This window comes from Mycobacterium sp. NGS22, from assembly GCF_059813095.1.
On the sequence record NZ_JCALDY010000027.1, the window covers coordinates 1 to 20,871 of the forward strand.

15 protein-coding genes, 1 tRNA gene and 5 pseudogenes are annotated in these 20,871 nt (G+C 60.6%); 12 read left to right on the forward strand and 9 right to left on the reverse strand.

The annotated features are described in order from the left end of the window. On the forward strand, window positions 1-183 hold a 183-nt coding region (locus AC5Y47_RS20815), incomplete at its 5' end, for a cytochrome P450 (RefSeq protein WP_499946152.1). 300 nt (window positions 184-483) lie between these two features. On the opposite strand, the pseudogene AC5Y47_RS20820 reads toward AC5Y47_RS20815, so the two are convergent. The 5 genes and pseudogenes from AC5Y47_RS20820 to AC5Y47_RS20840 form a co-directional block, all read right to left on the reverse strand. Beyond that, a pseudogene (locus AC5Y47_RS20820) lies at window positions 484-585 on the reverse strand (hypothetical protein); the annotation flags it as partial. Between the two features lie 540 nt (window positions 586-1,125). Continuing rightward, a pseudogene (locus AC5Y47_RS20825) lies at window positions 1,126-1,341 on the reverse strand (hypothetical protein); the annotation flags it as partial. Between the two features lie 554 nt (window positions 1,342-1,895). Further along, window positions 1,896-2,165: a metal-sensitive transcriptional regulator gene (locus tag AC5Y47_RS20830; protein WP_499946153.1), complete on the reverse strand. Its 270-nt coding sequence runs from the start codon at window positions 2,163-2,165 to the stop codon at window positions 1,896-1,898. Between the two features lie 130 nt (window positions 2,166-2,295). After that, complete coding sequence (locus AC5Y47_RS20835; RefSeq protein ID WP_499946154.1) at window positions 2,296-5,190, reverse strand: MMPL/RND family transporter; 2,895 nt, start codon at window positions 5,188-5,190, stop codon at window positions 2,296-2,298. Continuing rightward, window positions 5,187-5,618, reverse strand: coding sequence for an MmpS family transport accessory protein (locus tag AC5Y47_RS20840; protein ID WP_499946155.1), 432 nt, complete (start codon window positions 5,616-5,618; stop codon window positions 5,187-5,189). Before AC5Y47_RS20840 ends, AC5Y47_RS20835 begins: the two co-directional genes overlap by 4 nt. Before the next feature lie 536 nt (window positions 5,619-6,154). On the opposite strand from AC5Y47_RS20840, the gene AC5Y47_RS20845 reads away from it, so the two are divergent. The 5 genes and pseudogenes from AC5Y47_RS20845 to AC5Y47_RS20865 all read left to right on the forward strand — a co-directional run bounded on the left by AC5Y47_RS20845 (window position 6,155) and on the right by AC5Y47_RS20865 (window position 10,014). Beyond that, entirely contained in the window at window positions 6,155-6,769 is a 615-nt protein-coding gene (locus AC5Y47_RS20845) for a mycothiol-dependent nitroreductase Rv2466c family protein (protein WP_499946156.1), read from the forward strand. Window positions 6,770-6,984: 215 nt separating this feature from the next. After that, complete coding sequence (locus tag AC5Y47_RS20850) at window positions 6,985-8,163, forward strand: NAD(P)/FAD-dependent oxidoreductase (RefSeq protein ID WP_499946157.1); 1,179 nt, start codon at window positions 6,985-6,987, stop codon at window positions 8,161-8,163. Window positions 8,164-8,254: 91 nt separating this feature from the next. Beyond that, window positions 8,255-8,953, forward strand: coding sequence for a GAP family protein (locus AC5Y47_RS20855; RefSeq protein WP_499946158.1), 699 nt, complete (start codon window positions 8,255-8,257; stop codon window positions 8,951-8,953). A gap of 72 nt (window positions 8,954-9,025) precedes the next feature. Next, window positions 9,026-9,363, forward strand: a pseudogene (locus AC5Y47_RS20860) (HNH endonuclease); the annotation flags it as partial. A gap of 234 nt (window positions 9,364-9,597) precedes the next feature. After that, a complete protein-coding gene (locus AC5Y47_RS20865; protein WP_499946159.1) occupies window positions 9,598-10,014 on the forward strand; it encodes a hypothetical protein in 417 nt (138 codons plus the stop codon). 799 nt (window positions 10,015-10,813) lie between these two features. Here the strand turns inward: AC5Y47_RS20865 and AC5Y47_RS20870 are convergent. Further along, window positions 10,814-12,139, reverse strand: a complete 1,326-nt coding sequence (locus tag AC5Y47_RS20870) for a hypothetical protein (protein WP_499946160.1) — start codon at window positions 12,137-12,139, stop codon at window positions 10,814-10,816. A 315-nt stretch (window positions 12,140-12,454) separates the two neighbouring features. Between AC5Y47_RS20870 and AC5Y47_RS20875 the strand changes: the two genes are divergently transcribed. The 5 genes and pseudogenes from AC5Y47_RS20875 to AC5Y47_RS20895 all read left to right on the forward strand — a co-directional run bounded on the left by AC5Y47_RS20875 (window position 12,455) and on the right by AC5Y47_RS20895 (window position 15,546). Beyond that, complete coding sequence (locus AC5Y47_RS20875; protein WP_499946161.1) at window positions 12,455-13,297, forward strand: helix-turn-helix domain-containing protein; 843 nt, start codon at window positions 12,455-12,457, stop codon at window positions 13,295-13,297. Window positions 13,298-13,303: 6 nt separating this feature from the next. After that, the gene (locus AC5Y47_RS20880; RefSeq protein WP_205876824.1) at window positions 13,304-13,486 is read left to right on the forward strand and encodes a helix-turn-helix domain-containing protein; all 183 of its coding nucleotides are present in this window, start codon (window positions 13,304-13,306) and stop codon (window positions 13,484-13,486) included. A gap of 26 nt (window positions 13,487-13,512) precedes the next feature. Next, complete coding sequence (locus AC5Y47_RS20885) at window positions 13,513-14,811, forward strand: site-specific integrase (RefSeq protein ID WP_499946162.1); 1,299 nt, start codon at window positions 13,513-13,515, stop codon at window positions 14,809-14,811. A 79-nt stretch (window positions 14,812-14,890) separates the two neighbouring features. Then, window positions 14,891-15,211, forward strand: a pseudogene (locus AC5Y47_RS20890) (type II toxin-antitoxin system RelE/ParE family toxin); the annotation flags it as partial. After that, a complete protein-coding gene (locus tag AC5Y47_RS20895; RefSeq protein ID WP_499946163.1) occupies window positions 15,208-15,546 on the forward strand; it encodes an XRE family transcriptional regulator in 339 nt (112 codons plus the stop codon). The pseudogene AC5Y47_RS20890 and the gene AC5Y47_RS20895, both read left to right, overlap by 4 nt. 25 nt (window positions 15,547-15,571) lie before the next feature. Here the strand turns inward: AC5Y47_RS20895 and AC5Y47_RS20900 are convergent, their stop codons facing one another. From AC5Y47_RS20900 to AC5Y47_RS20910, 3 genes are all read right to left on the reverse strand, one after another. Continuing rightward, window positions 15,572-17,668 (reverse strand): AAA family ATPase, encoded by a 2,097-nt coding sequence (locus AC5Y47_RS20900; RefSeq protein WP_499946164.1) that lies wholly within the window; start codon window positions 17,666-17,668, stop codon window positions 15,572-15,574. Further along, window positions 17,665-18,771: a hypothetical protein gene (locus tag AC5Y47_RS20905; RefSeq protein WP_499946165.1), complete on the reverse strand. Its 1,107-nt coding sequence runs from the start codon at window positions 18,769-18,771 to the stop codon at window positions 17,665-17,667. Before AC5Y47_RS20905 ends, AC5Y47_RS20900 begins: the two co-directional genes overlap by 4 nt. A 575-nt stretch (window positions 18,772-19,346) precedes the next feature. Continuing rightward, a tRNA-Met gene (locus AC5Y47_RS20910) sits at window positions 19,347-19,423 on the reverse strand. A 179-nt stretch (window positions 19,424-19,602) separates the two neighbouring features. Between AC5Y47_RS20910 and AC5Y47_RS20915 the strand changes: the two are divergent. Further along, a pseudogene (locus AC5Y47_RS20915) lies at window positions 19,603-20,809 on the forward strand (RtcB family protein). Window positions 20,810-20,871 lie beyond the last annotated feature (62 nt).

Consider the following 20,871-nt stretch of genomic DNA (forward strand, 5'->3'; position numbering starts at 1 on the left):
CTGACTTTTGGGCGCGGGGCGCACTTCTGCGTAGGTTCTCCATTGGCTCGCCTAGAGGGCCGCGTGGCGCTCGAAGAGGTGCTCAAACGTTGGCCCGAATGGGATGTGGATATGGCCCAAGCGCGGCGATCGCGCACGTCTACTGTGCGCGGATGGGACAGCATGCCGGCTGTCGTAGCCTGATTTGTCTGATGCGCCCTTGGACAGCAGCGCCTCGTAGGCGTCGCCCTTGAGGATCTGTACCCGAAGCCGACCAGTTCTCTGTGTCGATCAAATCCGCGATCAATCGTCGTTGCCATCCGCCGCTCGCCCCAGCGGGCGCTTCGCGCACCGGCAAGCACCTCAGCCCTGGTCTGGAAGGACATGAGTACGCGCCGCCCCGTCAGGTATTCGCCCCAGCCAGGGACGCGCGGATCACGGCTAGCGTCGCGAAGGTAATCAGACTGAACACATCGGTATCGACTACCGTCGCCGCGATTTCGCTCACGAACGCGCTGCCTCGAGGAATGCCGCAAATTCGTCGTCGGTGAGGTCGAGCCCACCATTCGGGTCCGGCCCGGGAGCGCTGGCCAAAATCTCTTCGAGGGTAACGACTTTGGGACCGACGTAGTCGGCCGCGGGATCGTCCGCTGGAAGTACGCGCGCATTCTGGAGAGCGACAAGCCGGCCAGACGCATGTTGTATCCCTGTACCTTGCGCAACCACCCATTGGCCAACGAGTTGTGCTGCGACGGTGTCGTTTACGACGCGCTTGAGTTCGACGGTGTTATCGACGTCGTCGCGGAGACGGAACTCGTGTGACCGTAGATCGACCTTCTCGAGTCGGCCAGCGGCGGTCATGTCGGTTCCTGTACGGACACGCATCGGTGTCCAAGTTTCGACATGCATCGCCGATGACGCAATCCGCACTTCCAGCCGTGAAGGCGCACCGAGGATTACGGTCGGTGCCGCTGCTTGAATGGCGTTGACCAACTTGCCGACGCTCTTCGCGATCAGGTCAGTCGCCCAATCGGGGCGACGATCCTCGCCCATAGCCCGCACAATTTCCCACAAACGGTCATCCGCCACGGCTTGTTCAGGCACGTCGACGTCAAGTTTGTCAGTAGGACCCTTGCTGAATCGGAGCACGGTGCTTCCAGGCTCAATCGCATGGAGTCGCAGCTGCGAAAACTCCTCCGTGAACTGCTTCGTGCGGCCGCGGCCAGGCGTATTGACTACTTCACGGCTAATTCGAGTCGTCAATTCCTGCAGGGCAGTCGCAAGGGCGGCTAGGTCCTTGACCGGAATCTCCCCGCTCGGGGTTGGAGCGTCAACAAGACGGAGCTCAATCTCCTTCATCATCGCAGCTACCTCCCTAATTTCATCACCGACGAGTCGTCACTCCGGTATGGCGCGCGTCCCGAATCAATTCTGCCCTCACCAGCAGCAACGTTTGCACCGATTCTCACAGCGGCCTCTGACAACACTTGTCTGCGCAGCGAAGGTACCTTCACTCGACGCCTTGGCTTTCCCACTCACCAACGGTTCCCGAGCCAAGCCGTGCGCAGCGCGCTCTCGTAAGTCTTTAGCCACGCGAATGTTCCCGGAAGTGTTCCCAACGGACATGAAAATGGCCCCCAGGCTGCTGCCTGAAGGCCATCTCCGTTGGTAGCGGGGACAGGATTCGAACCTGCGACCTCTGGGTTATGAGCTACGGGTCAGGGATTTTCGGGTGTTCGGGTGGTCTCATTTGTGCAGTTCAGCGGGGGTATGGCGTTCGGTCGGTTGCGTCGTGTCACACTGATTTGGGGTGGTTTCGCGGTGTTTGGTTCCCAAATTTGTTCCCAAATCTCGACGACGGGCTGTCGGCGCGCCAGAAAGCCAGCGAGCTCCTGGCGACCCGTTAGCAAAGCGCCTTACGCCAGCGAGAGGAAGAGTTTTTCTAGTTCGTCTTCGGTCAGGGGTGGCTGAGTCCCTGATTCGTTGTGGGTGATGCATTGCCGCATACCCGAGGCGACGATCTTGAAGCCGGCGCGGTCGAGCGCACGCGACACCGCGGCGAGTTGGGTGACGACGTCTTTACAGTCACGGCCTTGCTCGATCATGGAGATGACGCCGCCTAGTTGGCCGTGAGCGCGCCGCAATCTGCTGAGCACGTCGTTCATACGGTCGATGTCGTCGATCACGGGTCCTCCACGAGGGTTAGCTGGAAGGTCCATTCTACCCGGGGGGGTATGTTGTTGCGCGGCAGCGACTGGGGATGGGGCGAAGCGTGCGCGCTTTGGTGGCACGGTCTGAGTCACTCTCTGCCAACGCTTAGTGGGCTTGAGTCGCTGCTGGGTTGGCTTGGCGGCCAGTGGCAGCGTGCGAGTCGCGCTGGGTGCGCTGACGACTCGAGGCGTAGGGGCTAACGGGGCGTGGTCGCACTCTTTGGGGCCACCAGAACCAGCGTCCGAGTAGGGCTGCGATTGATGGCGTCATCAGGGAGCGCACGATGAGGGTGTCGAATAGCAACCCCAGGCCAATGGTGCTGCCGGCCTGGCCAATTGAGCGCAGGTCGCTGGCGACCATGGACATCATGGTGAACGCGAACACTAGGCCTGCCGCGGTGACGACTCCTCCGGTCTCCCCCATGGAGCGGATAATGCCGGTCTTGAGTCCTGCGCCGATTTCTTCTTGGAATCGTGACACGAGGAGCAGGTTGTAGTCCGAACCGACCGCGAGCAGGATGATCATGCCGAATACTGGTGCGATCCAGTTCAATTCCAGACCGAACAGGTGTTGCCAGACCAGGACCGACAGTCCGAATGCGGCGCCCAGCGACAACAGGACGGTGCCGACGATCACCAGTGAGGCCACGAGCGCGCGGGTGATAATTATCATCACGATGAAAATAAGTGTCATGGCGGCGATTCCGACGATCAGTAGGTCGTATTGGGATCCCGACTGGATGTCTCGGTAGATGGCGGCGGTGCCAGCGAGGTAGAACTTCGCGTCGGTGAGTGCGGTTCCCTTGACGGCTTGGTGTGCGGAGTCGAGTTCGGGGATGACGGAGTCGATTCCGGCCGGTGTCGCGGGGTCGGTGTCGTGGGTGATGATGAAGCGCGCCGCTTTGCCGTCCGGTGACAGGAAGAGCTGAAGGCCGCGCTGGAAGTCGGCGTTGGTGAAGGCTTCCGGCGGCAGGTAAAAGTAGTCGCCGCTTCGGGCGGAGTCGAACGCTTCGCCCATCGCACTGGCTGTGTCGGTCATCCGCGAGATCTGCTCGACGAGGCCGGAGAAGCTGCTGTGCATGGTGAGCAAACTGCCCCGCATCGATTGGGCGACGGTGATGATCGGCGGGAATTGCTGCAGCAGCTGCGGCAGGAGCGCATCGATATTCCCCACGTCCTTCAACAACGCGTTCATGTTGCTGCTGAATGTGTCGACGCCGTCGATCGCGTCGAACACCGATCGGGCTCCCCAGCAGACGGGGATGTTGAAGCAGTGCTGTTCGAAGTACAGATAGCTCCGGAAAGGTCGTGCTACGTCGTCGAAATCCGCCAGGTGATCCCGGATTTCATCGAGCGTGGCTTTCATCTGACCCATGTCGCCAAGCATGTGGTGGGTGGTGGTGGCCATCTCGCGCATCACGGCATAGATTTTCTGCATCGAGGTGACCATGGCGCCCAGATCATCTCCCATGGTGAGCATGTCGGCGGCCCGGTCGCGCATGAATTGCAGGTTCTCGCGGATAGGAATCGATTGAGCGCTGATCTGGAACGGTATCGACGTGTGTTGGACCGGACCACCCAGCGGTCGGGTGATGCTTTGCACCATGGCGATACCCGGTGCGCGGAACACCTCCTTGGCGATGCGGTCCAGGATGATCATGTCGCCGGTGGTGCGCATGTCGTGATCGCTTTCGACCATCAGGATGTCGGGATTCATTGTTGCGGCGCTGAAATGGCGCTCTGCGGCTGCATATCCGACGCTGGAGGGCAGCGTATCGGGGATATAGAAGCGGTCGTTGTAGCTGATTTTCATGCTTGGCATGATCAAAATGCCGACCACGGCGATGACCAGTGACGCGGCGAACACCGGAGCCGGCCAGCGCACCGTGGCAGTCCCGATCCGCCGCCAGCCGCGGACTTTGACCGCCCGCTTGGGGTCGAGCCAACCGAAACGGCCGGCGACCGCGACGACGGCCGGCGCCGCGGTGAGCGCTCCCGCGACGACAACGAGCAGTCCGAGGGCTGACGGGATGCCGAGTGCTTTGAAGTACGAGAGTCGCGCCAGGTGTAGGCAGAAGGTCGCTCCGGCGATCGTGAGCCCCGAGCCCAGGATGATATGCCAGGTCCCGCGGAACATCGCGTAGTAGGCGGCTTCTCGATCCTGCCCGGCCTGGCGGGCCTCCTGATAACGGCCGATCAGGAAGATGGCGTAGTCGGTTCCCGCCGCGATCGCCAGCGAAGACAGCATGGCCACAACGAACGTCGAAAACCCCAACAGATCGTAGTTGCCCAGGAGCGCGACGAGCCCTCTGGCCGTACCCATCTCAAAACCGACCATGAGCAGTATCAACAGCACTGTGCTGACTGAGCGATAGGCCAGGAACAGCATGATCATGATGACGACGCCGGTCACACCCATCATGGTCAGCATGCTCTTGTCGGCAGCTTCATTCATGTCCGTACTGAGCGCTGCTGGACCAGTGACATACACCTTGAGACCACTCGGAGGCCGGGACGCATCGATGAACTCTCGCACCGCCTTCACGGACTCGTTGCCCAACGTGCTGCCCTGGTTACCGGCGAGATTGACTTGAACGTACGCCGCTTTGCCGTCGCGACTCTGCACGCCCGCCGCCGTGAGCGGATCTCCCCACACGTTCTGCACGTGCTGCACGTGCTTGGAGTCGGCCCGCAACCTATTCGCCAGTCCGTCGTAGTACCGATGCGCCGCCTCACCGAGTTGTTGATCGCTTTCCAGGACGATCATGGCGATGCTGTCGGAATCCGACTCGTGGAACTGCGCGCCAATGCGTTTCGCGGCGATCATCGCGGGCGCGTCTTGGGGCGACATGGTCACCGCATGGTTTCGTGCCACCGACTCAATTGGCGGCACAAGCACATTCAAGGCGACGGTCAGCAGCAGCCACGCGATAAGTATCGGCACGGCGAACACCCGGACGAACCGCATGAATGCCGGATGGCCCTCGGTGTCGGTGCTCATGCGGCCTTGACCAAACAGGAAGTTTGCGCGTGGTGTCCAGTCGAAGATTGCTCGTCCTTGACGACACCGTCGACAGTGATGCGGCAACCAATTTCGTCGCTATCGCCTTGAGCCACCAAACTAGCGATCACCGCAGGCACTGTCGTCGTGACCGTAAATGACCACGGCAAACCCGTGAAGGACGCCTGTTTCGGCTGGGCGTCCCTATTCAGATAGCTGATGCTTCCCGCAGTTCCACCAGGTCCGTACACCTCGTATATCACCTGTTTGACATGCGATGCTTCGAGCGGTCCGGCGCTGCTGCCAGTAGCAGAAAAAATCTCATCCGAGCCAAAAACTCCGCGCAGCCGATCAACCGACACCCCGCCAATAGTCAACGCAATCAGGACAATCAGCGGCACCCACAGCTTCCTCAGAAATTTCAGCAAGAAGCGCAATTCCCTTCACTTGTCGCCAACGCGGTGCGCGGCAATCGGAGCGTTGACACCTCAGGCAGCACCGACCCACAGCACCGGCACGATCCGCACACGCCCCTGCCCGGCCAATCGCTTAAGGACGCGCGGGTCGACCTCGCTTCCAGATGTTTCCATGCAGGGTACAGGTACGGGTAGGGGTATATCACCTATGCTGGCACATTGAAACGCGCCAGGCAACAGCGACCGACCTAGATCTCTCGAGCACGCCCTCGGCAAGTCGGCTCCCCGCGCGCGAGTTGGTAGCCGGACCACGCCGGCAAGGTCGCCAGTCGCGATATTGCTCCCATCGCCGACGGTAGATACACTAGGGGGTATGGTATCCAGTAGCCATCTTGGTTAGCCGCCGAGGGGGCCGAAGGCAACTTTGTTGTGAGCAGATGACGACATACTGAAGACAAGATCGCCTGAATTCCAAGCATTTTCAGTGAGTCGCAGTCAACCGCGGCGTCTCGCGATAGTTGTTACGTAGTCGGAGGAGGGAGCAAACATTGACCGAGGCACAGGTACCCGATCGGAGCACGAACACGGTCACTCTATGGCTGGACCCGGTGTGTCCGTTTTCATGGAATACGGCTCGTTGGCTGACCGCCGCCGCCGAGAAGGCCGGATTTGACATTGATTGGCAATTCATGAATCTCGCCATCCTCAATTCGGGCCAAGAACTGCCCGCACCTCAGCGGGCTCGCATGAACGACTCACGACAAGTCGGGCGACTCATGGCCGCGCTACACGACGAGCTTGGTTCCGACGTGACGAGCAAGGCATACTTCGCATTTGCTCAGCGGTACTTTGATCAGTCAGCCGCAGTGGACGACGACCTCGTCAATCATGTTGTCCGGGTAGTCGGTGCCCAACACGTCGGCGTGGGCGCGTTGGGCGATTCTTCTCTCGATGCTGCAGTCGCAGAGTCGCATCAGCACAGCCAGGACGCGCTCGGGGACACCGGCGGCAGTCCTCTGGTCACGATCGATGGCCGCACCGTTTTTGGGCCGGTCTTCACCGCCGTGCCCGCCGCCGACGAGACGCTGGCAGTTTTCGACGCCGTTGCCACGTTGGTGCGCACAACAGAATTCAGCCAACTCAACCGTCCTCGTACTCACTAGCAGCGTCCGGGACGGACCATCGCCGTGAGTTGCCCCCTACGCTGCCGTTTTTGCGGCGAGACGACCTGAGCGGGGATGCGGCCGACACGTCGCAGCAGTCAAACGGGCGGTGGATCCAGTGCAGTGGTGTGACAGTCACCCCCGCGACGGCGCAGCGCAGCCATTAAGGACTCGCATCCGAATAGGCGAGCAGGAAAGACGGAAGGAAAACGGCCATGACAAAAGATCTACTCATTCTCGGCGCCGGTATCGGTGGTCTGAGCGTCATCAAAGAACTCGCTGAATCGGGTGTCAGCCTCGATGATCTCGCCGTCACGGTGGTCGATGAAGACTTCTCGCATTTCCTGGGATTCACCCTTCCGTGGGTGATGCGTGGGTGGCGTGATCGCGACAGCGTGCCGATCACACCCAGCGCCACGGCATTAGCCGGAGCCCATCGGGTCACTGGGACGGTTCGTGCCATCGACCCGGCGGCACGCACCGTGACACTCGCCGACAAGACCGAGCTTGGTTTTGACGCCCTTATTATCGCGACGGGCGCGCGCAACGCCATCGACAACATCCCCGGACTGCGCGACGCGGTCGACTCTGGTTCAGCGGTGCACTACTACAGCGCCGAGGCGGCCGCGCAAGCTCACTTAGCACTGCAGGCATTCACCGGCGGAAAGCTGGTCTTCCTGGTGACCTCGCAACCCTACCGGTGCCCCGTCGCGCCGTACGAAGGGTCGCTTCTCGCCTCAGATCTACTGCGCGACAACGGATCACGTGACGTTACACAGATTTCAGTCTACAGCCCCGAAAAGCACCCGATGCCGTCAGCGGGACCGTTCGCCGGGCCCGAACTGATTGACCTGCTCAATGAGCATGACATCGAGTTTTTCGGTGAACATACCGTCGCCCGCCTCGACGCCGAGGACCAGGAGATTCACTTCGAGAACGGCGTCACTATCTCGTTCGACTTACTGGTGTTCGTGCCCCCGCACGAACCCGCCGTGGCCTTGGACGGTTCAGAGTGGATCAGTGTCGACGCAGCGACCATGGAGACCAAGCATCCCGGCATCTTCGCGATCGGCGACACGACCGCCATCACCTCCCCGTCCGGCAGACCGCTGCCCAAAGCCGCGATCTTCGCCAAAAACGGCGCCAAAGCCGCGGCGGCAAACGCACTGCGGCACCTGGGCAAGACCGACACCCACACCCAACTTTCCGGCGAGGGGTACTGCTACATCGACACAGGCAACGGCGAATCGGCCCTCGGGAGCGGCGATTTCTTCACCATGCCCCACCCCGCCATACACCTCAGTCAGCCATCGCAGAAGCTGCACCACGACAAGCAAGACGAAGAACGCGACTGGCGCGTTGAGTGGGAGGGCGTTCCCTCACAGGCAGACTGAGTCACATGCACGAATAGAAAGGGAACTGACTACTTTGACGGATTAAGGGGCCGAGCATCATGGCTAGCCGGCACGTCAGGAGCGGAATTCCTTGAACCCGGCATTCGATCCGGAAGGCCCTGCCGTTTCGATGGACTTGACTCCGTTCCTGGCCCGACTGACTGCACCTGCTCTATCAGTCGCAATATCACCGATACCGATCGTCATCGCTTTAGTGCTACTCGTCCACAACGACCGGCCACGCGCATCGAGCATGGCCTACCTCATGGGCAGAGCGACGGCGCTCGCGGTGCCGACATTGGCGTTTCGAACCACGCCCGGTTTGCATGACGCCGCTCACCGGCCCCTCCCCCAGTGGGTCCATTGGTTAGTCGCAGCGATCGGTGCGGCGTTCGTCATCCTCGGAATACTTGCTTGGCGACGCCGCGGCAACGTGAACGGCAATCCCGACCGATACAGCAAAATCGGCGGCATAGGACCATTGTTGTCGGCGGCGATAGGGTTGTTTCCGGCGCTGATCAACCCGAAGGTGTTGGCGGCCAGCGTAGCTGCGGAAGCCTCCATCGCCACCCTGCGGTCGACTGTCGGCGCCACGGCAGCTCTCGCCTACTACGTCGTGCTGGCAACATCGACTGTGGCTGCGCCCATCATCACCTATCTCGTGGTCGGACCACGCATCGATTCCAAGCTCGAACACTTCAGGCAGTGGATTCAACAGCGGCAAGACACTGCTACAGCTGCAACTTTTGTCATCGTCGGCGGCGCCATCCTGATTTACGGGCTTGCCTGACGAATTCCTATTTCCGGAAGCGCGTACCCGCATTCATCAGGAGGCATTACGCCCAGTAGCTTTTGTGAGTAGGTCAGTGCCGGCGGGAACAGTTCGCAGCGATCGACCGTCACCTTGAACACCCCCACAATCGACGCGCTGATCGACGTTTTGTCGCAGAAGATCCGCTGGAGGAAAAGTGCTGCGGGCCAGCGCTCGCTGATGACGTCTAGGCTGCGCAACTTCATCAAGTCGCGTGATAATCACGCCTGCCCTTAATGCTCAGGATCGCTCGCTGCGGAGCCCACCTCCTCCTAGAGTTGGACCACATCGTCCCAGTGTCAAAGGGGGGTTTGTCTGCGCCCGACAATCTGCAGATTTTGTACTGGCTATGCAACCGGACGAAGTCGAATAAGGTTGCGTCCGCCTGACTGTCGCGCACCCGCATAACACCCCGACTCTTGGTCCGGCATCCGGGAGCGATGCGGTCGAACCACCCGGGTACGTCCCCGACGAGACGCCGTTCACTCTCATGAACCTCGTGCCGTCGACGCAGGGTTTCGCCTCCAGCCCAACACGGTTGACTTTTCACTGCAGGTGGCGAAGAAACAGGCTTGGGAACAACGGTTTTGGCTCTCCTTATCGGTGGCGGAAGGAACTTGACCGTGGACTCAACGTCAACCAGGCCCGGGCCTGTTGCAGGCCAGGAATCGCATGATGCCGCCCCGCATACGGCCAAGCGATCAGCCGGTGGACTGTTGCCTGTTCTTTTGAGCACTACGCTGGGCAGCGCGCCGTTGTTGGCGACTCAATTGGGGACCTGGGCCAGCGTCGCTGGGAGCACTGATCAGGGCGTCACTGTAGCCGTCTACATGGTGCGCTTCCAGCCGGGTGAGGTCGCTGCGCAGCTGGGCGATGACGGTGTTTTGCGAGATGAGTTCGGCACGCAGCGCGCTGAGTTCTCGTCGACGATCCGCCGCATGCTGGGCCTCGAATCGGAGATGCTTACGAAGACGCCGAACGTCGTACATTGCACCTTGGTAGTCAGGGTCTTTGGTCAGCGCGTGGTGCTGGCTTATTGAGGCTCCGAATGCCTCCATAGCCGTACGCAATTCGGCGCTCAATTCGCCGTCGGTGTAGCGCTGCAGAAGGGTGTTCAAGAGCTCTCGACATTGGTGGTCGGAGCTCAAGAACAGTCGTTCTAGCGTGTGCATGGAAGGTAGCTCCACGCGCGCATGGGGGTCGGGGCGATGGGCGCGAGGCACCTCCACCACTCGCACGGCCGCGCCGGCGTTGCGGGCCGCGGCGCGCTCTGCGGAGGCCAGTCGTCGGCATCGCGGCGAGCACCAAATCGGACGCCGACCCGGCCCCCTCTGCGGCATATCGAAGGCCTCCCCGCACCGCGGACATTTCCGCACGGAGTCGATTCGGGCTTCCAACAGCAGAGTTTTGCCGCTCACGCAACACCCGCTTCCCGATGTCAGACAAATGACGGTCCCAGAATTCGTCCGGACGTTATGTTATTAACTCGTTACCCTGAGTGCAAGAGGTGTGATGTGTTTGGAGGCGTCAAATTTGGCGGAGGCGGAGGCAGGATGTACCGCGCCAGGCGGTTGGCAAATCTCCGGGTGACAACCGAGGTGGGCGAAACAGTGAAAACCAGGAGACGATGGCGCTGCCGCGACGGTGTCGTCCAAGCGGTTACTAGTGCGCTGATCCGCCGCAGGCGCCGGCTGAAACCACCTACACCAAAGCGCTTGAGGCGGCGGTCGCTAATTCCGACCGGCATCGCCGATCATCGCGGAGGTTGCCGGTCGGCTCCACCGCCCTTCGGCCCTAACCTTCGCCGGGTGCGAGCCGGTCCCAAAGCGGGCTCCGATTTCAGATGTCGCCGGTGCTCGGTGCGGCTCGAAGGCCGGCTGCGATCGAGACGAGCTCATCGCGTGTCAGGGTGTCGGAGACGAGGAATACGAATGTTCCGTGTCGTTCGAGGTGGGCTTGGGCGTGCGGCGAGTCGACTGGGGCGACCCGAATCGACGTCCCATTGCTGTCTGCCTGCTGCCAGTTTTGGTCGTCGAGCAGGCTCCCGTAGTAGCGGGACGCGTTAGCCGCGGCCAGTTGTGTAACCGAGATGCTGTGGTGGCCGTCATCGGAGCGGTAGCTCAGCGCGACCAGCGCCGGAGTGGGTGGGCGCTGCGAGGCTTCCATGAACACGCAGTGCACCCGCCAGGTGTCAGGTATCCGGTCTGGCATCAACACGGTGAAGGGCGCGCGTTGCTGGGCTTCGGTGAGGGTGGTGTGCTGCAGCTGCTGGCGAGCTTGGGTTGGCCGGATCTCTTCGCCGTCGGGCGGCCGGAATTGGAAGGTCTCAGCGGGGATCGGCGCGTCGAAACCGATGGCGAGTGCGCTGATCTGGTGGAAGGGCTGCTCGTCGCGGATCGCGGTGACGGACAGCAGAACTCCGCGTTCTTGGTCGACCTCGAATCGGTAGTGCTGGGCGCCGGTGCCCAAGCCGTGCAGCTGGCCGAAGGGGTTGTGGTGGCGTGGGTCGGATGGGCGAGGTGTGGCGGCCGCGGTGAGGGTGGCTCGGCCGGCAACCCGGGAGGTCCCCGTCACGCTAAAACGCAATGAACTCAGCAGTGGTGTCGGATTGAGCATCACCTCGAGTTCCTGACCGATGCCGCTGCCCGCTCGTGGATCGTCCTGGTTGCTCATCGCGCCCATGCGCGCATCCCAAAACCACCACAGCGGGCCATCAGCGACGCCGTAATAGCCGTCCCGAAGTCCTCCGTGACGCTCCTCGCGCAAGCGCTGCCCATCGCGCCAAAAATCCACCGTCTCTTCGGACTCCACGGGTGCGGGGTCGCCGCTGGCGCCCGTATAGATGCTGCTGATGCTGCTGACCGAAGCGCCGCTGCGCTTCTGCTCCTCAATGTCTGCGCGGAAGGCCATGTGAACGCGCTCGTTATGGCGCCAAAAGCGGTAGGTCGCATGAACGGTGCGAAACGAGTCGGCAGCGTCGTGCAGCAACACCAAAAATGCGCCGAGCGCGACCTCGTCGCCCGTCGTATGTTGCGGCACCTCGGACACTCGTCGAGAGTAAACCGCGCCCGCGGCCTCTATGCCAGAAACAGGCAGCATCGCGGCGATGTGCCGAACAGTCTGACCGCCACGGTCCGGATCAGGAGGCGAGCCGGGCGTCAGCACGGTAGCTCCTACTGAGGCAAATAGAACTACATCGGCAGCTCCGTGACATCCGACGCATCCACGCACGCCGGCGCGGCCATGCACGCGATGCGCCCTTCGAGGCAGCGCGTTTCGCGATTTGTGGTGCCGTGGAGGGAATTGGCGGTAATCCGGCTGTGCCGCAGCAAAACTCACCAGAAAAATATCTGCTTGCCCGTCGCGCTAGGCACCTAGGCGGACTTACCGTTTAGAAATGAAACGACGCGACAGGGATTGCCGCTCGGTGCAGTCCGCCGAAACGGCTGCCGGTGGGCACCGCCTTATCGATGCGTCCACATGAGCTGGGAGGCCCTCGCCTGGGCAAAAGACTCGGACATCGCCCAACCGGTAGCGAAGTTCATCCTCGTGCTACTGGCAAATAAGGCGGATGAGAACTTCTCGTGCTATCCGTCAATCCGTACGCTGATGACTGAATCCGGCGCCGGAAGGAGCACGGTCTTACGCGCGCTGAGCTTGCTGGAGACCCGGGGCTTCATGACCCGACGCCCGCAATTCCACGATTCCGGCGCTCGCCGCTCCACCCGTTACTACCTGAATCACCCTCGGGCACCTCATCTTCCACCCGGTCCCGATCCGACACCCCCTAGTCCCAATACGGGACCCCCCGGTCCCGTATTGGCACGGGAGCCGTCCCGCAGTGGGACTGGGGCGGTGTCACAGCGGCACCCTACGGGGGTCCCAGATCGGGACCCCTTGAAACCATCAATAGAATCCCCATCCGAACCGGGTGGTTCTGCAGCACAAATCCTGCACGCCGTCAGCGATTCGTGGCGGCTCGGTGAGCGCGACGTGCACAGTCTCCTGCCGGCCATCGAGTCCGCTCTGGCACGCGGTTGGCCAGCCGCTGACCTCGCCGCCCACCTGATCCGGAATCCTGACGGTGCACGTCATCCAATCCGTGTGATAGCCCGACGTCTAACGCAAGCGTGGATGCCGCCAAGCTCATCCGCGCCAACAGTGCCCTGGTGCGGTGAATGCGAGGATGCGTACTCACGCACGATCACGGTCGCTGGGGCCGATGGATCGGAGGCCGCACGTTTTTGTCCACGGTGCAGCCCACAGGCCCACGAAGACCGCACAGCTGTGCAAAATTCCGTCAACTCTGAGGAAAGGTGGTGAATTATCTTGGAAAACAACGTGTTCAATGATCTCCCTCTGCTGCTTGCCGTTCCACACGCCGCACAGCTACTGGGAATCAGCCGGGCGGCAGCCTACCGACTGGTGGCCTCTGACGAGCTGCCCGTTCGCCGGCTCGGCGGCCGGATCTATGTCGTAACGGCTGGGTTGCGTGAGCTGGTGGCATCGTGAAAGGGACCGTCCATCAGCGTGGTTCGGTGTGGTACTACAAATTCCGCCTGCCGGAGAGGGACCCGGCAACCGGCCGATACCCCTGGATCAGCAAGGGCGGGTTCGACACCGAGCGTGAGGCCTGGAAAGCCTGCCGCGAAGCAATGCGTGACGCTGACCGCGGCCGAGTCGTCAAACCCTCGACCCGTACGGTTGCGCAGTTCCTCAACGAATGGCTCGCCGCCGTCGAACCTGCACTCGATGCCACGACATGGCGCAGTTGGAGCGACTACGCGCGCACATACGTCATTCCCCATATTGGCGCCGAGCGCCTGCAGCGACTCGACGAGCCTCAACTCCTGAAGCTCTACGCCAAACTGCTCAGCGAGGGCCGAGTCAAGCGCGACAACGACTCCGTGATGTATGCCTATTGGTCCGAACGCAACACTGCCGGCGCCCCACCCACACCACGACAGCTGTCGCAGGCCTGCGGGACAACGATCCATGCCGCCCGCACCGCCGTACGACGCTATCGGATAGGCATTGTGCCTAAACCGGTTTCGCCGGGCTTGGCGCCAAAGACCGTCCGCAACGTCCACGCCTTCCTTCATCGGGCGCTCGTCGACGCAGTTGCGTGGAAGTACCTCACTGACAACCCGGCAAGCAATGTGAAACCACCGCGGCGGCCGCGCACCCGCCGGACAGTTTGGAGCGCCGAGGAAATCCGCACATTCCTCAAATCGATCCGCGACGACCGGTTCGCGGCACTCTTCCTGCTGGAACTCACTACCGGTATTCGGCGCGGCCAGGTGTGTGGCCTGAAGTGGTCCGACGTCGACCTCGATGCCGGTGCGATAACCGTCCACGACAATCGCGTGGTCGTCGGCGGGCGGGCACTCGACAAGGCCGGCGGTAAGACCCGCAACGCTGACCAGACGATTTCGATCGACCGCACTACCGTGGCGGCGCTGCGCCGTTGGCGCGAACTCCAGGACAGCGAGCGCGAATTTTTCGGCGACGCATACCATCCCGGCGATTACCTGTTCACCTACCAGGACGGCCGGCCACCGCATCCCGATACCATTCGTCAACGCTTCGATCGTTTAGCGGCGGCAGCGGGCCTGTCTCGCATCACTTTTCACGATCTGCGCCACTCGTACGCCACCGGTGCGCTGCGGGCCGGTGTCAGCCCAAAGGTGATCAGCGAGCGGATTGGCCACGCGAATGTTGGTTTCTTCCTAGAGACGTATGCCCACGTGCTGGGTAACGACGACCGCGAGGCAGCAGAACAAGCCGCTGAGTTTTTGCTCGGCGACGCCTGGGATGACGGAGCGGGCTCCGCATGAGACGTCTTCGGCTCAGAGTGTTGCATATAACCCTGAAGTTATATTAATGTCGGAGTCCTGGGAAGTGATCTTGCTATAGGAGGTCGAGAACTGGTATTTCACGCTTGACGAGGACGCGATCGTCGCCGTTACCGGGGCTATCGACCTGCTCGAGCTGGAAGGACCAACCTTGGGCCGTCCGACGGTGGACAAGGTGAGGGGATCGAAGTTTCACAGCATGAAGGAGCTGCGGCCAGCCGGCACCAGCATCCGGATTCTGTTCATCTTTGATCCTGAGCGGCAGGCAATCCTGTTGCTCGGCGGCGACAAGTCGGGCAATTGGAAGAGCTGGTACGACAAGAACATTCCGAAAGCTGAGCGGCGATACGAGAACTGGCTGGCGACCGAGGGAGATGAATGAACATGGCACGTAACTGGCGTGAGATCCGAGCCGAAGCCATCGCGCAGGGGCGAATAGACCCGACTCGGGCCAATGCCGCGCGTACGGAGATGTATGACGCGGTCCTGGCGCAGCGCCTCGCCGATATTCGAAAGGCGCATGGACACGCTCGCCAGACGGACGTCGCTGCCATCATGGGCGTTTCCCAAGCCCGGGTATCGAAGCTGGAAGGAGGCGATCTATCGCATACTGAGCTCGGAACTCTGCAGTCCTATGTGGCCGCGCTGGGAGGGCGACTACGCGTGGTAGCCGACTTCGAGGGAGTCGTGGTGGAGCTGACCACAGCACCAATCTAAGAGCTGTTTAGCAACTGAAGTTGCCTCAAGTTCCCGCATGCATGATTTGGTCCAGGACATTCTTCATCCCAACTGGTTGGCGGCTTTCTTCGGCCAGCTTGTCCAGGATTAGGTTGACGAAAGGCTCGTAGCTGATACCACTAACATGTGCACCAACAAAGCGCTTAAGGATTTTTCGACCCGGGAAGTCGCTGAGCCACGTGTCATTGTCTAGCGAATCTTGGAACCTGGCCTCATGTCTCTTTCCCATCTCAGACAGCTTGTCTTCGGTAAACTGAGAAGACGCATCCTTCACACGGCCGATACTTGCTTTTATTGAAGGGTAGACCGCCTCGACATAATTTTGCGTTGACGGGTTGCCGCGGACATTAATCATAGCAATTATTGCATCATTGACCTCCTTTTGAAGCAGCTCAAGCACAAGTCCATCAGTTAGCTGTGTTGCACAAATCTTAAGTGCTGCCACTACCTCGTCATCCGAACCGAATACAGTACCTTGGCCTGCAGACTTCACAACCGCGCGAAGAGCGCTCGGGTCGAGTAGATAATTTTCGATGTGGTACCGGTCCCAGCTGTATAGCCTGGACGCCAAAGCCTCCGGTTTGACATGTTCGTGGTCTCGATCGGTTACAGCATAAAATCGCTCCAAAACACCCATCTGGTGCGTCGAACTTTCCAATATTGCGTACAGGTTTCGAACACCCGATTTATTTCCAGCGCTCACAAGATTTATCCTGCGTGAAAACTCGGGAAACAACCGACGAACCATGGTCACATCAAAGCCAGTAGTCCCCTCACCTTCGAAAATAACTACCTTTGAGTGAGGTTGATAAGTAGCAAGGTCGCCAACTAGATCGACGGTAGCCCGCTCTAGCTCGTCATCGAGAAAGATGCTGGACGCTTGATTCGCCCCAGAATCGCCAGAGGACGCGGGCGTCATATGAAATACGTGATAGTTTGCATTACCGACCGCCTGCCTCAGGAGCGCGTCGGAGTGCGTGACCATCCAAATCTGGTTTCCTTGAGCAACGCCCAGATGTCGGTAATAAAAGTCTGCGAATCCTTGAAGCAGGCTGGGATTTAAATGCAGTTCCGGCTCGTCTAGGAGGATAATTGATCCCTTTGGTATGGAGTTACGCAGTCGCAGGTAGCCGTACAGGATCTCCTTCTCGCCGGAACTAAGATCATCAATGTCATGCGTTCGGCCGCTCGCAAGCTCTACTGGAAATTCTAGGTTTCCGTTAGGCAGAGGACGCCCTCCCAAGTACTTCTTCTCCGGAAAAAACGTACTGAATAGATCTATCAAGGTAGCTTCAAGATTGTCGCGGGCCGTCGACTCGCCGCCTGCCTCATTAGTTATTAAACCGCGTACGTATGCTGAGGCAAGCTCCGTCTTAATATTCTGATATTTTGCTTGCCAGTTGTAGAGTCCATGGTGACGCCGCTGCTCTTGAAATTGACGGGCATCCAAGTTAATGCCGCCAACATCTTGCCGCGTATAGGCGCGCGATGCACTATGGTATTCAATAATGCCTAGATGGTCGGGTTCGTATGCTTGAAAGGCGATTTGCGCGGGTAAGCATCGTTTTAACTGGAGAGCACCATTGATATCTACCGACACGCTCAATTCGTGCGTCGACTGGCCTAACGCTCCGGAAAATTCTGCGACAAGCGTCGCGAGTTCCTGATCCACTCGAGGTTTCATGTGCGCGAATTGAGTTGCGACTGACATTTGATTGAATGAAAAGTAGTCAAAGGCTTGACCGGTGACAATTTGCCAAGCAATCGGTAACGCCAGTGTGTTGACATTTGCGGCGAGGTAAGCCACTTCATCGGGGCTGAATTCTAGCTCTGCAGAAACGAGCATTCGAGACTCGGGATTTCTAAAAATTCGCGCAAGGGCACTTTGGTCTTGTACGTTGATGGCGAATTCGCCAAACCATTGTAGATGCTCGTTGGCCTGATACCCACCGTACAGTGACTTTAGCAGACGAATAGCATCAAAAACACAAGATTTCCCGCATCCGTTCTGGCCGGCGACTACAACGAAACTTCCCAAGTCGTCAACCGTGAAGTTTTCGACGGCTCGAAGGTTTCTTATCTCTAACCTTTTGAACCTCATGCGTCGCTCCGTCCATTGACCTTGAATGACCGTAACTGGCTTTTCGCAAATGCGGGTGTAGTTGTTGTCTTGAGCCGCCGGCCTCCAGGAGTTATCTGGCGAGTAGTTGGCAAGGTCACCGTAGCCCTACGTCGAGATCGATCACGATGACAAGATCGAACGCAGGCGCACGGCAGTCGGACTGAGAGCATGCGGTGCCAGAACCTGTTATTCCCCGAGCGGCTTTGGCGCCGGTTTATCGTGGCTTCGTCGAGCGCATGGTTGAGGGCGTTGCGCAGCCAGAGGGCTTCATCCGTTGACAGCGGCATCTCCGTGTCCCAGGACGGGCACATGATGCCCCAACCTGTCGGTGCCCCTCCCGGCAATTCATATTTGACGATGACACCGCCCCCGTAGTTGCGCCACGCGATCTTGCGTTCGGGCACGCCGCCTGGGGTGGTGGCAGCGATGCCGACTGCAACCCGGTGACCGAAGGCGGGCTCAACCCTCACGTGCATTCCGAGCTCCGTTATCCTGCCGTCGCGTGGATGCCACGGACGCTTCGGGTGGGTACGGCCAAGCAGGGGGTCGAGTGCGTCGATCGTCTGCTTCCATAGGTTCAGCCAGTTCCGGTCGGGGCCGACAACGAAGGACAGCTCGAGCCTCACCGGCCCAGGCGGCAGCTCTCCCGATTTTGCGACAGCGGCGCGGATTTGCTCCTTGTAACCAACCGTCGACGCTGACGCCGTGGGACGTGCAATCAGCACCCCCGTGCGAGGCGCAGCCACCTTCTCGGCAGCTTCAATTCCTTCGAATGACTGTTCAGCGTGCTGCTTGGTGCACCACACCGACACCAGACCGGTATTCGCTAGACGGTAGGCGAGCGGAAACGCATAGTTGTCGAGATCAGCCGCATCAAGCAGATCCCGCGATCGAGGCAGGCCGACGTCGAGTCGGAGCGCCCATGCGCCCTCTATTCGCGAACTCGCCAAGAGCGCTTCGGTGTCGTCCAGGTATGCCTGCAATCGGACTTGGTCGGGATCGCCAGCCTTATTCCACGACGCTAGTCGAGGCGCAACCCTGAGCTGATATGCGGCACCTTCCGGTCGGGCGTACCAATCCATCGGCCCAACATAGCGACGCACACCGACAAACCGTCGGCATCACCTTCCGACAGCGGGCGTCTATGCCCGCAGACCGGCGGAGAGCCGCGACTGGGAGCAGTGCCTCGCTACTCGGTGCTCCAGGATCTCGCCGCCGCCCAGGCAGTGGTGTCGCATCCCGCCGACCCCACCTACACCCTCATCTGTGATGAGGCCCCTAACTTCGTACCATGGAGAACCCGCCACGCAGGCCAGTTAGCGATGCTCAGGCCGTGTGCTCAACGACTTCGCAGGCTGGTGTGGTCCAGACAATCGACGGACAACTCTTCGTCCAGCCAGTCTGCGCTCAGTAAGCGACCAATCGAAAACCGGGCGACACCTCCGCAACCAGCGCGAGGTCTCCGATGTGCACGGCGCCGCCGAGCAGTGGCCGCCGAGCCGTGACAGCGGATCTGCTTCGGCCGGGGCGACACCTTAGGTGATTTTCACTGCGCCGAATCGGCTTCCGGAAATTGTTAGCGTCGCGAATGTTCCCAAAAGTGTTCCCAAAGCCATAGAAAATGGCCCCCAGGCTGCTACCTGAGGGCCATTTCCGCTGGTAGCGGGGACAGGATTCGAACCTGCGACCTCTGGGTTATGAGCCCAGCGAGCTACCGAGCTGCTCCACCCCGCGTCGGTAGACGCAAGGTTACCCAACGCGTGCGAACCTCTCCAAATCGCGCGGTCAGTGGTGTGCCGGCGCCGAGGGGAGCAGCGAAAATCCGTTGCGACAGCCCATTCGCCTTCGATAGCCTCGCCTTTCAGCCGCCCCCCTCGGCGCCCACCACAACCACACGCGCCAAGGAGTTCATCATGTCTCAGCGTCTCGCGCCGAAGCTGCTCAGCTTCGCCACCGAGATCGCCGGCAACACCGTCGAGCAGGCCAAGACCACCGCGTCCATGCCGTTCGTGCACCCGCACGTCGCGCTGATGCCCGACGCGCACCTGGGCAAGGGTTCGGCCGTCGGGACCGTTATCCCCACCAAGGGGGCGGTGATCCCTGCAGCGGTGGGCGTGGACATCGGCTGCGGCATGGTGGCAGCCAAGACGCGGTTCACCGAGAACGACCTGTCCGTCCGCTTCGGCGGAGACTACGTGCCGGAGCTGTCGGCGCTGCGGCACCGCGTCGAAGACGCGATTCCGCTGTCGCCGGGCAATTACAACAAGTCCCTGCAACGGTTTCCGTTCACCAAGCGCAAGCACGACGAGCTGCTCAGGCTACAGACCGACCTGGACGTCGACCTGTCGCACAGCCCGAAGTGGATGCAGCAGTTGGGATCTCTCGGTGGTGGCAACCACTTCATCGAGCTCTGCCTGGACACCGACGACAACGTCTGGCTGTTCCTGCACAGTGGCTCGCGCGGGGTCGGCAACAAGATCGCGCAACGCCACATCAAGATTGCACTGGAGCAGAGCTCGCGCAATCCCGACATCCGCTTACCCAACCGTGATCTGGCCTTCCTGACCGAGGGCAGCGCCGAATTCGACCGCTACATCAAGGATTTGGAGTGGGCGCAGCGCTTTGCACTGCTCAACCGTGCCGAGATGATGGACCGTTTCATCCACGTCTTCGCCGACTGGCTGGGAGTACAAGCGCAACGGGTCGAGGTGGGAAAGGATCAACACCCATCACAACTACACGGTCCGCACCCAAATCGACGGGGAGACGGTGTGGCTCACCCGAAAGGGCGCGATCGACGCAACCGAGGGCAAGCTGGGAATCATCCCCGGCTCGATGGGTACCCGCTCCTACATCGTGCGGGGCAAGGGCAACCTGGACGGCCTGTGGTCGGCCCCGCACGGGGCGGGCCGCCGGTACAGCCGGACCAAAGCCAAGGAACTGTTCACCGAACAGGACCTGGCCGCGGCGATGACAGGCATCGAATACCGGCACGGCAAGGAGTGGATCGACGAGATCCCGCAGGCGTACAAGGACATCGACCAGGTCATGGTCGATGCCGAACCGCTCGTCGATGTGGTGACCTCGCTGCGGCAGATCATGAACGTCAAGGGGCAGTAGGCCTGGCGCGAGGGTCCGCAAAATGACGCCGTTTACGGCGTATCAGCGTACATTTGCGGACC

Excerpts from the sequence above, each read along its gene's own strand:
- AC5Y47_RS20835 (WP_499946154.1), bottom strand. The coding sequence starts at position 5,190 with ATGAGCACCGACACCGAGGGCCATCCGGCATTCATGCGGTTCGTCCGG.
- AC5Y47_RS20850 (WP_499946157.1), top strand. The coding sequence starts at position 6,985 with ATGACAAAAGATCTACTCATTCTCGGCGCCGGTATCGGTGGTCTGAGC.
- AC5Y47_RS20875 (WP_499946161.1), top strand. The coding sequence starts at position 12,455 with ATGAGCTGGGAGGCCCTCGCCTGGGCAAAAGACTCGGACATCGCCCAA.
- AC5Y47_RS20895 (WP_499946163.1), top strand. The coding sequence starts at position 15,208 with ATGAACATGGCACGTAACTGGCGTGAGATCCGAGCCGAAGCCATCGCG.
- AC5Y47_RS20900 (WP_499946164.1), bottom strand. The coding sequence starts at position 17,668 with ATGAGGTTCAAAAGGTTAGAGATAAGAAACCTTCGAGCCGTCGAAAAC.
- AC5Y47_RS20905 (WP_499946165.1), bottom strand. The coding sequence starts at position 18,771 with ATGGATTGGTACGCCCGACCGGAAGGTGCCGCATATCAGCTCAGGGTT.